The organism is Latilactobacillus parafuchuensis, assembly GCF_055271665.1.
In genome coordinates, this window is sequence record NZ_CM143875.1 from 1,251,174 (window position 1) to 1,265,021 (window position 13,848).

Below are 13,848 nucleotides of genomic sequence, written 5' to 3' on the forward strand. Positions count from 1 at the left end.
CAACATATTTGCGAAGTCAATTCGCTAGCAAATAAATTAAGTAACAAAAACAAGAGCTACAAACTTTTAATTGAGAGTTTGATCCTGGCTCAGGACGAACGCTGGCGGCGTGCCTAATACATGCAAGTCGAACGCACTCTGGAACTGATTGAAGAAGCTTGCTTCTGATTGAAGCTCATTTGAGTGAGTGGCGGACGGGTGAGTAACACGTGGGTAACCTGCCCTAAAGTGGGGGATAACATTTGGAAACAGATGCTAATACCGCATAAAACCTAGCACCGCATGGTGCAAGGTTGAAAGATGGTTTCGGCTATCACTTTAGGATGGACCCGCGGTGCATTAGTTAGTTGGTGAGGTAAAGGCCCACCAAGACTGTGATGCATAGCCGACCTGAGAGGGTAATCGGCCACACTGGGACTGAGACACGGCCCAGACTCCTACGGGAGGCAGCAGTAGGGAATCTTCCACAATGGACGAAAGTCTGATGGAGCAACGCCGCGTGAGTGAAGAAGGTTTTCGGATCGTAAAACTCTGTTGTTGGAGAAGAATGTATCTGATAGTAACTGATCAGGTAGTGACGGTATCCAACCAGAAAGCCACGGCTAACTACGTGCCAGCAGCCGCGGTAATACGTAGGTGGCAAGCGTTGTCCGGATTTATTGGGCGTAAAGCGAGCGCAGGCGGTTTTTTAAGTCTGATGTGAAAGCCTTCGGCTCAACCGAAGAAGTGCATCGGAAACTGGGAAACTTGAGTGCAGAAGAGGACAGTGGAACTCCATGTGTAGCGGTGAAATGCGTAGATATATGGAAGAACACCAGTGGCGAAGGCGGCTGTCTGGTCTGTAACTGACGCTGAGGCTCGAAAGCATGGGTAGCAAACAGGATTAGATACCCTGGTAGTCCATGCCGTAAACGATGAGTGCTAGGTGTTGGAGGGTTTCCGCCCTTCAGTGCCGCAGCTAACGCATTAAGCACTCCGCCTGGGGAGTACGATCGCAAGATTGAAACTCAAAGGAATTGACGGGGGCCCGCACAAGCGGTGGAGCATGTGGTTTAATTCGAAGCAACGCGAAGAACCTTACCAGGTCTTGACATCTTCTGAAAATCTTAGAGATAAGACGTTCCCTTCGGGGACAGAATGACAGGTGGTGCATGGTTGTCGTCAGCTCGTGTCGTGAGATGTTGGGTTAAGTCCCGCAACGAGCGCAACCCTTATTACTAGTTGCCAGCATTTAGTTGGGCACTCTAGTGAGACTGCCGGTGACAAACCGGAGGAAGGTGGGGACGACGTCAAATCATCATGCCCCTTATGACCTGGGCTACACACGTGCTACAATGGATGGTACAACGAGTCGCAAAACCGCGAGGTTAAGCTAATCTCTTAAAACCATTCTCAGTTCGGATTGTAGGCTGCAACTCGCCTACATGAAGCCGGAATCGCTAGTAATCGCGGATCAGCATGCCGCGGTGAATACGTTCCCGGGCCTTGTACACACCGCCCGTCACACCATGAGAGTTTGTAACACCCAAAGCCGGTGAGGTAACCTTCGGGAGCCAGCCGTCTAAGGTGGGACAGATGATTAGGGTGAAGTCGTAACAAGGTAGCCGTAGGAGAACCTGCGGCTGGATCACCTCCTTTCTAAGGAATAATACGGAAAACCTTGTACATTTGTTAGCGTCGAAACTTTGTTTAGTTTTGAGAGGTCTACTCTCAAACTTTGTTCTTTGAAAACTGGATAATAAGTAATATTAGATTTAAAAGCCGAGAAAAACATTGCGTTTTAAAGAGTTTTTTAATAGAAGTATGAATTAGTTCATATCGCTAAACTCAAATAATAACCCTTTACCGTAGGTAAAGATAGGTTAAGTTATAAAGGGCGCACGGTGGATGCCTTGGCACTAGGAGCCGATGAAGGACGGTACTAACACCGATATGCTTCGGGGAGCTGTAAGTAAGCTTTGATCCGGAGATTTCCGAATGGGGGAACCCAATACCTTTAGTCGGGTATTATCATTAAGTGAATACATAGCTTAATGAAGGTAGACGCGGGGAACTGAAACATCTAAGTACCTGCAGGAAGAGAAAGAAAAATCGATTCCCTAAGTAGCGGCGAGCGAACGGGGAAAAGCCCAAACCAAGAAGCTTGCTTCTTGGGGTTGTAGGACAGAACATTGGAGTTACCAAGTTAAGTTGTAATCGAATCAGCTGGGAAGCTGAGTCAAAGAGTGTGATAACCACGTAGATTAAACAACTTAACCTCCGTTCTGGATCCTGAGTACGGCGGAACACGTGAAATTCCGTCGGAATCCGGGAGGACCATCTCCCAAGGCTAAATACTCCCTAGTGACCGATAGTGAACAAGTACCGTGAGGGAAAGGTGAAAAGCACCCCGGAAGGGGAGTGAAATAGATCCTGAAACCGTGTGCCTACAATTAGTCAAAGCTCGTTAATGAGTGATGGCGTGCCTTTTGTAGAATGAACCGGCGAGTTACGTTTATATGCGAGGTTAAAGTGAAAAGCTGGAGCCGTAGCGAAAGCGAGTCTGAAATGGGCGAGTGAGTATATAGATGTAGACCCGAAACCAAGTGACCTACCCATGTCCAGGTTGAAGGTGTGGTAAAACACACTGGAGGACCGAACCCACGTCAGTTGAAAATGGCGGGGATGAGGTGTGGGTAGCGGTGAAATTCCAAACGAACTTGGAGATAGCTGGTTCTCTCCGAAATAGCTTTAGGGCTAGCCTCGGAATATTGGATCATGGAGGTAGAGCACTGTTTGGACTAGGGGCCCGTCTTGGGTTACTGAATTCAGATAAACTCCGAATACCATTGATTTAGTTCCGGGAGTCAGACTGCGAGTGATAAGATCCGTAGTCGAAAGGGAAACAGCCCAGATCACCAGTTAAGGTCCCAAAATTTATGTTAAGTGGAAAAGGATGTGGCGGTGCACAGACAACTAGGATGTTGGCTCAGAAGCAGCCACCATTTAAAGAGTGCGTAATAGCTCACTAGTCGAGTGCCGCTGCGCCGAAAATGTACCGGGGCTAAACATAATACCGAAACTGTGGGTGGACACGTAAGTGTCCGCGGTAGGAGAGCGTTCTAAGGGCAATGAAGCTAGATCGTAAGGACTAGTGGAGCGCTTAGAAGTGAGAATGCCGGCATGAGTAGCGAAAGATCAGTGAGAATCTGATCCACCGTATGACTAAGGTTTCCTGGGGAAGGCTCGTCCTCCCAGGGTTAGTCGGGACCTAAGGCGAGGCCGAGAGGCGTAGTCGATGGCCAACAGGTTGATATTCCTGTACTAGTTTATTTTGTTTGAACGATGGAGGGACGCAGGAAGCTAAGGAAAGCACACGACTGGAAATGTGTGTCCAAGCAACGAGTCTTGAGTTGAGTGAAATGCTTGATTCTATAAGGACAAGTTGTGATGGGGAGCGAAATTAAGTAGCGAAGTTCCTGATGTTACACTGCCGAGAAAAGCTTCTAGTGAGAAATAAACTACCCGTACCGTAAACCGACACAGGTGGTCGAGGAGAATATCCTAAGGTGAGCGAGTGAACTCTCGTTAAGGAACTCGGCAAAATGACCCCGTAACTTCGGGAGAAGGGGTGCTGACCGTCAGGTCAGCCGCAGTGAATAGGCCCAAACAACTGTTTATCAAAAACACAGGTCTCTGCAAAATCGTAAGATGACGTATAGGGGCTGACGCCTGCCCGGTGCTGGAAGGTTAAGAGGATGAGTTAGCGCAAGCGAAGCCCAGAATTGAAGCCCCAGTAAACGGCGGCCGTAACTATAACGGTCCTAAGGTAGCGAAATTCCTTGTCGGGTAAGTTCCGACCCGCACGAAAGGCGTAATGATTTGGGCACTGTCTCAACGAGAGACTCGGTGAAATTATAATACCCGTGAAGATGCGGGTTACCCGCGACAGGACGGAAAGACCCCATGGAGCTTTACTGTAGCTTGATATTGAGTGTTTGTATAGTTTGTACAGGATAGGTAGGAGCCGTAGAGATCGGAACGCTAGTTTCGATGGAGGCGTTGGTGGGATACTACCCCAACTGTATGACCACTCTAACCCGCGTCACTTAGCGTGACGGGAGACAGTGTCAGGTGGGCAGTTTGACTGGGGCGGTCGCCTCCTAAAGTGTAACGGAGGCGCTCAAAGGTTCTCTCAGAATGGTTGGAAATCATTCGTAGAGTGTAAAGGTATAAGAGAGCTTGACTGTGAGATTGACAAATCGAGCAGGGACGAAAGTCGGACTTAGTGATCCGGTGGTTCCGTATGGAAGGGCCATCGCTCAACGGATAAAAGCTACCCTGGGGATAACAGGCTTATCTCCCCCAAGAGTCCACATCGACGGGGAGGTTTGGCACCTCGATGTCGGCTCATCGCATCCTGGGGCTGTAGTCGGTCCCAAGGGTTGGGCTGTTCGCCCATTAAAGCGGTACGCGAGCTGGGTTCAGAACGTCGTGAGACAGTTCGGTCCCTATCCGTCGCGGGCGCAGGAAATTTGAGAGGAGCTGTCCTTAGTACGAGAGGACCGGGATGGACATACCTCTGGTGTACCAGTTGTTCCGCCAGGAGCATCGCTGGGTAGCTATGTATGGAAGGGATAAACGCTGAAAGCATCTAAGTGTGAAGCCCCCCTCGAGATGAGATTTCCCATTCCTTTATGGAAGTAAGACCCCTGAAAGATGATCAGGTAGATAGGCTAGGAGTGGAAGTACAGCGATGTATGGAGCGGACTAGTACTAATCGGTCGAGGACTTAACCAAAGGTGCAATGTTTTGGGCTTTTAAAAAATGATATTACTTATTATGCAGTTTTGAGAGAACGAAGTTCTTCTCAGTGCGAATAGCACAAATAGTGTGGTGGCGATAGCAAGAAGGATACACCTGTTCCCATGTCGAACACAGAAGTTAAGCTTCTTAGCGCCGATAGTAGTTGGTGGGAAACTACCTGCGAGGATAGGACGTTGCCACGCAAAGCAAAAAGGTTGAACCGAAAGGTTTGACCTTTTTTTGTGGAATTAGAATAGTAGCAATCTATAATTGAGAGAGGAGTGTGCCGAACATGATACAGGCAATCACGCAGCAAAACATTGATAACTTTGTACAAGACGAACCATTGGTCATTTTAGACTTCTGGGCGGATTGGTGTAGCCCTTGTAAGATTATGACTCCGATGATCACAGAATTGTATACTGAGCTGCAGGAGCCGTTCAAATTGGGATTGGTGGATGTTGAAAAAGAGCCTAAACTAGCCGAAGAATACGGTATTCAATCTGTCCCAACGCTGTTAATCTTCAAAAATGGCAAGGCAACGGAAAAAGTTACCGGGGCTTTTCCAAAGGCCAAACTAAAAAACTTTCTATTAAAAAAAATCGCAGAAGTTGACTAAATTCAACTTCTACGATTTTTTTAGTGGTTCGATAATTGATGAACACGATGATAGAGCACTAAGGCAGCAATTTCACAACCAAAAATTAGAATGGCTAGCGGTGCATAAGTGTGACTGCCGAGAATTCCGACCAAAGGGGATAAGAAAATCCCGAAGAAGTACATCCCCAGTCCTAAAACCGAAGAAGCAATTCCGGCGTGCTGACCTTGTCGTTGTAGCGCTAGTGATGTGACAACCGCGTTGATTAGACCGAGCGTCGACACAACTAGGAACAAACCGATTAAAGCTAACCAAAGCTTGTCAGGACCAATTTGGCTTAATAGGACAAACAGACTGCCAAGTAATCCGCCGAGCAAACCAAATTTCAGCTGTTGTAATTCGGTAAAGCGCCGAATTAAGATGGCGGATAGTTCCGCCATAAGGATAATTCCGGCACCGTTGACGGCATAGATGATGCTAAAGCTCGCTTTTGAAAGGCTAAAGACATTTTGTAACATGAAACTAGAGCCCGAAATATAACAGAACATAGCACCGTAAACCAAACCTTGAATTAATACGAGATAGATGAAGACATGATCCTTAAAAATGGTTTTAACGTTGGTCTTAAAACTTATATCGGCTTGTGCTTCAGCAGAGACAACGTGGGTTTCCTTAAAACCGAATATTAATCCAAGTAGTAGTAAAGCACCGACGACGCTGATAAAACCAAAAATGCCACGCCACGACATATAATTAAGCAAGGTACTTCCGATTAATGGCGAGATGATTGGGAAAATACCGTTGATGGCCATCAGCAATGCAATGAATTTAGTAAGCTGGCGACCACTGAAGAGGTCTTTCGCAACCGCCCGTGTCACAACTTGACCAGCTGAGCTCGCAATTCCTTGAATAAACCGAAGTAAGAAAAATACCCAGATGTTGTGGGTTAGTAGTGACAATAGGCACGCGGCCAAGGCTAAGGTCATGCCAATCAATAAAGGTTGACGGCGACCAACGCGATCGCTCCAGGCACCAATAAAAATGGGCCCGATTGCTAAACCAGCCAGGCACATGGTCAGACTAAGCTGGACCATGGAAGCCGATGTCTGAAAATCAGACTGTAAGATAGGAAACGCAGGTAAATACATATCAACTAGTAGGGGTCCAAAGGCGCTTAGGGAACCGAGTAGAATAGATAGCCAGATGGTTTTGGCTTTTGAAAATTGCATGTGTAGCCTCCTCAATAAACTGAAAAAAAGTGCAAAAAAATAGCCCGTTAATCACGTAGCTGTCGCAGTACGTATTCGAATGAGCGCTATAAATGTTGCTTCTTAATTACATTAGCATAAACCGCTTCTAGATGCAAAATTTTCTATTATTTAATCTATACAATATGGTTTCTATTTTAGAGTAAACAAGTTATGATAAAGACATTGAAAGAATTCTTTGAGCGGGGTTTTTTATGAAAATTGCACAGAAAAATAAAATTTTAGAGACCTGTTTAATAGCCGGTCGAATCATGATAGAAAGTGGTTCCGAAATGTATCGAGTTGAAGATACGATGAATCGGATTGCCTATAATGCTGGTATTCAAAAAAGTGTCGTGTTTACAACGCCAACTGGTTTATTTATCGGTATTGAAAACCAACCTTACGTTCAGTTGGAATCAGTTTCGGTTCGAACGATTAACCTCGAAAAGGTCGAAAACGTCAATACGGCGTCACGGCGGTTTGCGGCTAAAGAAATTACTTTGGATCAATTATCATCGCGATTGAAACGAATCGATCAGCATACAGCTTATTTTCCAATCTGGATGCAAATATTGGCAGCCGCTGTGGTCTCCGCCTTTTTGATGATTGTTTTTTCGGGTGAGTATGATTGGCTAGATTTAATACCGGCCGCCGTAGTTGGTGCAATTGGTTACGCGGTCTTTTCCGAAGTTAATCGATTGACCAGTATCCGGTTTATTGGTGAATTTCTGGGGTCCTTTAGTATCGGTGTCACGGCTTATTTATTAACGAAATATCATCTAGGTGTTGATTTAGATAATATTATTATTGGCGCTGTTATGCCGTTGGTCCCAGGAGTAGCGATTACCAATTCGATTCGGGATATGCTAGTGGGCCATTTGTTATCTGGGATGGTTCGCGGTTTGGAAGCTGTGTTAAGCGCATTTGCGATTGGAACCGGGATCGCATTGCTTTTTAGATTTGTCATATAGGAAAAGTGGAGGTTTAATATGCCATATTGGATGCAATTTATTATACAAGCAGCTTTTAGCTATGCCTCAACCGTTGCGTTTGGAATCTGTATTAATTTACCCCGCCGCGCCTTAGCTTGGTGTGGGATTGCTGGCATGGTTGGTTGGCAGGTTTATTGGGTATTATTTAATCTAGGTAGTGGTCGGGTGTTGGGCAATTTATTAGGCGCGATGGCGGTTGGTATTTGTGGGAGTCTGTTAGCCCGATATAAAAAAATGCCGGTTATTATCTTTAATATTCCTGGACTAGTGCCATTAGTCCCAGGTGGAACGGCGTATCGTGCGATTCGTAATCTAGTGTTGGGAAATTATGATCAAGCTGTTTCATTGAGTGTGACGGTGGTTCTGGTAGCCGGTGCGATTGCCGTTGGGTTTATGTTGGCACAAATTCTATCTGATTTAACCCGTAAATGGTCAATAATTCCTAAAAGGGTCACTAGGCATTGAAAAGTAATATTTAATATGCTATAATAAATTCATGCGATGAGTCGAGTAAGTCTCGGTAGGCAACTATTCTGCGAAAGCAGCTAGGAGACCCAAAGATACAGGACACCACGATTATTCATTTAATCAATTGCCGTATGCAAGGTGTTTTCGCCCGCTGTGTTGTGGAGCACAAGGTGTTTATTCTTCGGAATACTGTCGAGAAAGATCTTTCCGTCAGGAAAGGTCTTTTTTTGTGTCCTAAAATGACGTTAATTTGATAAGATAAGAGTAGATGAAGGGCGGTTATGTGAATGTTTGATTTTGAAAAGGTCCAGCGCTTAAACGGTTTAGAGTTAACGATTTTGAATTATGTTTTGGCCCACCGTGAATTAGTTGAAAAAATGACGATTCGAAAATTAGCGACGGAAGCACACGTCTCAACCTCAACGATATTACGATTCTGTGAAAAGCTTGAGTTTGAAGGTTTTTCTGAATTTAAATACGCACTGAAGCGCGAACGGCAGGCGAATGAACAGGTCGTGACGTCCGATTATGATGTCTTAATTCCAGTCACTGACTTTTTGAAGAAAACCAATAATGATAGCTTTCGACAATTGCTCAGCCAAGCAACCGAGATGATTGTTAACGCGAATGCAGTCTTTTTCTTCGGTATCGGGACGAGTGGGGCATTGGCGCAGTACGGTTCTCGGTATTTAGCGAATGCTGGGGTTTTTTCGTTGAGTATTGCCGATCCGTTCATGCCGTTTGGGATGCATGAAGTTGTCATTCATGAAGCGTTATTGATTGTCTTGTCGGTTTCAGGTGAGACGACGGAAACGATTAGCCAAGTCCAACAGTTTAAAATGGGCAAAGGGCACGTCTTGGCGATTACGAATCAAGCTAATTCAACGTTAGCCAGCTTGGCCGATTTAGTGATTCCGTATTATATGCCGGAAGAAAAGAATGGGTCATTGAATAATACGACACAAATTCCGGTTGTTTTTATTCTAGAATTATTAGCGCATCGAGTGGCAGCGGTTACTAAGACGCAGATTACCGGTCGATGAAACATGTGCCATTTATGGCACAAATTATTTTAGAACACGCATTTCTTTATTCCGCCTGAATGACTAGTCAAAGTTAGCCGTGACGCTATATACTATTCAATGGAAGCGCATTCCTACTATAGTAGTTATTACACGCACTTATTAATGGTTATTCGAAAGGAAGAATCGTATGAACACATGGATTAATACCAAATTAATGCCACCGATTATGAAATTCGTGGCAACTCGACCGATTACCGCGTTAAAAAATGGGATGCTATACGTCATGCCATTTACGATTGTTGGATCAATTTTCTTAGTTTTATCTAGTCTTCCAGTTAAGAGTTGGGCGGCTTGGATGGCCAGTACCGGCTTAACCACTTATTGGAACGTGGCTTATAGTGCATCATTTGCCATCATGGCGTTGATTGCCGTTGCTGGGATTGCTTATTCCTGGGTTCAAAATGAAGGTTTTGACCCATTTCCAGCCGCTTTATTAGCAATTGTTTGTTTCTTTTTAGTCACTCGACCTAGTACGGCGATTACAGCAGCTTCCGGGAAAATCATTATTTCTGCGAAGATGATGAGCCAACAAACCGGTTTTATTGATCGGACTTGGCTTGGTGGTCAAGGGATGATTACAGCGATTATCGTTGGTTTATTGGTTGGTTGGATCTATTCAGCCTTCTTAAAACGTGATATTCGAATTAAGTTGCCCGAACAAGTGCCTGCTAACGTTGCGGGATCATTTACGGCGTTAATTCCAGCCGCTGCTTTGATTACAGGATCATTATTAGTTTACATCTTCTTCGATAAAGTGGCACATTCGACTTTAACCGAATCCATCTACAACGTGATTCAATCCCCACTTCAAGGGATTACCGATTCCTTCGGCGGGATGTTAGCCATTTCCTTCTTAGTCCCATTCTTATGGTTCTTTGGGGTCCATGGTTCAACGATTGTCGGTGGGATTATGAGCCCGTTATTAACCGCGAATTCATTGGCTAACCAAAAGATTTTAGATTCAGGGCGGGCGTTAACGCTCGCTAATGGGGGCCACATTGTGACTCAACAACTATTAGATCAATTTATGACGGTCACAGGTGCTGGGATGACGATTGGGATTGTTGTTTACATGACCTTCTTTGCAAAATCAGCCCAATTTAAAGATTTAGGTAAATTATCATTAGGACCTGCTGTCTTTAATATCAATGAACCGATTTTGTTTGCGACACCAATCGTCATGAACCCAATCATGATGGTACCGTTCTTCTTGACGCCAATGTTATCCGCAATTCTAACTTGGACAGCGTTGCGAATCGGCTTGATTCCACTCTTTCCAGGGACAGTTTTACCTTGGACAACACCACCCATCATTTCTGGCTTACTAATTGGTGGTTGGAAAATAGCACTTTGGCAAGCATTGATGTTAGTCATGACGTTCTTTGTCTACCTACCATTTATTCGGAAACAAGATCATTTAAATTTTGAAACGGAACAAACAACCAAATAGATTAATTGTTTAGGCAAAAGGAGAGCAGATTATGGGACAATTGCGAAAAGATTTCTTATGGGGTGGCGCGGTTGCCGCTCATCAACTAGAAGGTGCATGGCAAGCAGATGGTAAAGGCGTTAGTGTGGCCGATGTGATGACTGCCGGGGATGTTGATCATCAACGGGGGATTACGGATGGCGTGTTGCCGGGTGAAAACTATCCTAATCATGCCGGCATTGATTTTTATCATCAATACCGGACGGATATTCAATTATTCGCGGAGATGGGCTTCAAGAGTTTTCGGACCTCGATTGCCTGGACACGAATCTTCCCAAATGGGGATGAAACGGAACCGAATGAAGCGGGGCTGCAGTTTTATGATGATTTATTTGCGGAATGTTTGAAATATAACATTCAACCAGTCGTCACGCTATCGCATTTTGAAATGCCTTATCATCTAGTCACCGAATACGGTGGCTGGCGTAATCGCAAGGTAATTGATTTCTTCATGCATTTTGCCGAAACGGTCTTTAAACGGTATCAACATCAGGTCAAGTATTGGATGACCTTTAACGAAATTAATAACCAAGCTAATTATCATAGTCAATTTTCGTTATTCACCAACTCAGGGTTAAAAATCACGGCTGATGAAGATCCGGAAAAGGTGATGTATCAAGCCGCGCATTATGAACTCGTCGCGAGTGCCAAAGCGGTTAAACTAGGGAAACAAATTAATCCCGATTTTGAAATTGGCTGTATGATTGCGATGTGTCCGATTTATCCGCTAACAGCTAAACCAGAAGATGTTTTGAAGGCTGAACGCGCCATGCAAACTCGGTATTGGTTCGCTGACGTTCATTGTCACGGGCGTTATCCAGAATGGTTGTTGCAATATCAGACTAATCAAAATTACAATTTGGATATCACTGCAACTGACTTAGCCGATTTGGCGGCCGGGACTGTCGATTATATTGGGTTTAGTTACTATATGTCCTTTGCGACTAAGGATACTGGTGCGACTGAATTACATTACGATGAAGAACACGATTTAGTGCGTAATCCGTACGTGGAAGCGTCTGAATGGGGCTGGCAGATTGATCCGGTTGGTCTACGCTATGCGATGAACTGGTTCAATGACCATTACCATCTTCCTGAATTTATCGTGGAAAACGGTTTTGGGGCGGTTGACCAAGTCGAAACTGACGGTAGTATTCATGATCCTTACCGGATTGACTATTTGCGCAAACACCTTGTGCAGATGAAAAAAGCGGTGGTTGAAGACGGCGTCGATTTAATGGGCTACACGCCTTGGGGCTGTATTGACCTCGTGTCAGCTGGTACGGGTCAAATGTCGAAACGCTACGGCTTCATCTACGTCGATAAACAAGATGACGGGTCGGGGACGTTGGCGCGTTCGAAGAAGGATTCCTTCTATTGGTATCAAAAAGTAATTGAAACTAATGGCCAAGATTTAACGGATTAAGCATATATGGTGTTTTAATGCTACTTGGTGATTAATTGAACAATGAAAGTTAAAAACGATTAGCCAGACTAAGGGTTAATCGTTTTTTATTTATTTTTAAAAGCTTATTTTGGAAGGCCCTTTTTTAATCCAAAAAATAAAACTTGCATTATCAAGTGAAAGCGGTTAAATTGTAATTAATGAGGGTCACTAATTGGTGATTGATTGAGCAATTGGGTTAAATACGGCTATTTTCTGAAAGTAAGCTAACAAATTTGTCACTTATGAACATCTTTGACCGTTATGGGATGCAAAATAATTAATTTTCGTTTACAATAAGTAAGTACATAAATGGGAATGGGGTTTAGAAATGAATATTGCATATGTGGTGATTAACATTGTAATCATGTTAATCATGTTGTTTGTTTTAAATAAGATGGCGCGCGTGCACGTTAAATTTAGTAAACGGGTATTCGTGGCGTTAGGTGTCGGGATTTTATTTGGGGCTCTCTTACAGTTAGTCTTTAAATCTGATTCGGCGGTTGTTACACAGACGGCTGATTGGATTGGCATTGTTGGTAATGGTTACGTGTCATTCTTGAAGATGATCGTCATGCCATTAGTCATGGTTTCAATTATCCAAGCGATTACGAATTTAGATTCGTCAAAAGGGTTGGGTAAAATGGCCGGTTTAGTGATTGGTATCTTAGTGTTCACAACGCTGATTGCTGCGACGGTTGGGGCATTAACGTCGAATGTTTTTGATTTAAACGCAAGTTCAATTCAATCGGGGCAAGTCGAAAAAGCCCGTTCGAAAGAATTGGAAGCTAAATTAGGCGATGTTCAGGATCAAACGGTCCCTGAAAAAATTGTCAGCTTTATTCCGGAAAATCCCTTCGCGGATATGACGGGTTCACGGCCAACATCAACGTTAGCCGTTGTCATTTTCTCAGCATTTCTAGGAATCGCGGCCCTGCAATTACGGCGCAAGAAACCAGAACAAGCTGACATGTTTAATAAGATTGTCAACGCCATATACGCCGTGATTATGCGAATGGTCACGTTGATTTTACGGATGACACCTTACGGGGTTTTGGCGTTAATGACGACGACGGTTGCACAAACGAACGTTCAAGGGATATTAAATCTCGGGAAGTTTGTGATAGCCTCCTACGTTGCGTTAATCATTATGTTTATTGTCCATTTCTTATTGATTATGTTTACGGGATTGAATCCTGTTAGCTATTTCAAAAAGGTCTTACCAACGTTAGTCTTCGCCTTCACGTCTAGAACGAGTGCGGGCTCGATTCCAATGAATATCGAAACCCAAACGAAACGTTTAGGAGTTGAAGAAGGGATTGCCAACTTATCCGCTTCATTTGGCGCTTCAATCGGTCAAAACGGCTGTGCGGGTGTTTATCCAGCGATGTTGGCGGTGATGATTGCGCCAACTGTTGGGATTAATCCATGGAGTGTGGCTTTCTTGGTTAAATTAATCTTGATTGTTGCAATCAGTTCATTCGGTGTTGCCGGTGTCGGTGGTGGGGCAACTTTTGCCGCGTTGATCGTGTTATCATCGATGAATTTACCAGTCGGCTTAGCCGGGTTGTTAATTTCAATCGAACCCTTAATCGATATGGGTCGGACAGCGTTAAACGTGGATGGTTCAATGACAGCGGGTGTCTTGTCAGCCCATTTCTTAGGTAAATTAGATAAAGATAAGTTCAATGATATGACTTTAACCGATGAATCAGATGATTTAGCTTAATTAATTAA

General features: G+C 44.3%; 8 protein-coding genes and 3 rRNA genes. 10 read left to right on the forward strand and 1 reads right to left on the reverse strand.

Annotation, left to right across the window (positions count from 1 at the left end; translation table 11 throughout):
- The first annotated feature begins 66 nt into the window (after positions 1–66).
- From ACVPPQ_RS06205 to trxA, 4 genes are all read left to right on the forward strand, one after another.
- Positions 67–1,638, forward strand: a 16S ribosomal RNA gene (locus tag ACVPPQ_RS06205).
- 222 nt (positions 1,639–1,860) lie between these two features.
- Positions 1,861–4,779, forward strand: a 23S ribosomal RNA gene (locus ACVPPQ_RS06210).
- Between the two features lie 92 nt (positions 4,780–4,871).
- Positions 4,872–4,988: ribosomal RNA gene (rrf, locus tag ACVPPQ_RS06215) — 5S ribosomal RNA — on the forward strand.
- Together the 16S, 23S and 5S rRNA genes form the textbook arrangement of a ribosomal RNA operon.
- An 89-nt stretch (positions 4,989–5,077) precedes the next feature.
- Positions 5,078–5,404, forward strand: coding sequence for a thioredoxin (trxA, locus tag ACVPPQ_RS06220; RefSeq protein WP_463493353.1), 327 nt, complete (start codon positions 5,078–5,080; stop codon positions 5,402–5,404).
- Positions 5,405–5,424: 20 nt separating this feature from the next.
- On the opposite strand, the gene ACVPPQ_RS06225 is transcribed toward trxA, so the two are convergent.
- Entirely contained in the window at positions 5,425–6,612 is a 1,188-nt protein-coding gene (locus ACVPPQ_RS06225) for a multidrug effflux MFS transporter (protein ID WP_463493355.1), read from the reverse strand.
- A 233-nt stretch (positions 6,613–6,845) separates the two neighbouring features.
- Between ACVPPQ_RS06225 and ACVPPQ_RS06230 the strand changes: the two genes are divergently transcribed.
- From ACVPPQ_RS06230 to ACVPPQ_RS06255, 6 genes are all read left to right on the forward strand, one after another.
- A complete protein-coding gene (locus ACVPPQ_RS06230) occupies positions 6,846–7,604 on the forward strand; it encodes a threonine/serine exporter family protein (protein ID WP_463493357.1) in 759 nt (252 codons plus the stop codon).
- Between the two features lie 18 nt (positions 7,605–7,622).
- Positions 7,623–8,090 (forward strand): threonine/serine exporter family protein, encoded by a 468-nt coding sequence (locus tag ACVPPQ_RS06235; protein ID WP_463493359.1) that lies wholly within the window; start codon positions 7,623–7,625, stop codon positions 8,088–8,090.
- Positions 8,091–8,380: 290 nt separating this feature from the next.
- On the forward strand, positions 8,381–9,136 hold the full coding sequence (locus ACVPPQ_RS06240) for a MurR/RpiR family transcriptional regulator (RefSeq protein WP_463493361.1): 756 nt from the start codon (positions 8,381–8,383) through the stop codon (positions 9,134–9,136).
- Positions 9,137–9,305: 169 nt separating this feature from the next.
- Positions 9,306–10,628 carry a PTS sugar transporter subunit IIC gene (locus ACVPPQ_RS06245; RefSeq protein WP_463493363.1) on the forward strand — a complete coding sequence of 441 codons (1,323 nt, stop codon included), beginning with the start codon at positions 9,306–9,308 and terminating at the stop codon, positions 10,626–10,628.
- 31 nt (positions 10,629–10,659) lie between these two features.
- A complete protein-coding gene (locus ACVPPQ_RS06250; RefSeq protein ID WP_463493365.1) occupies positions 10,660–12,093 on the forward strand; it encodes a 6-phospho-beta-glucosidase in 1,434 nt (477 codons plus the stop codon).
- Positions 12,094–12,442: 349 nt separating this feature from the next.
- Positions 12,443–13,840, forward strand: coding sequence for an L-cystine transporter (locus ACVPPQ_RS06255; RefSeq protein ID WP_106482963.1), 1,398 nt, complete (start codon positions 12,443–12,445; stop codon positions 13,838–13,840).
- Positions 13,841–13,848 lie beyond the last annotated feature (8 nt).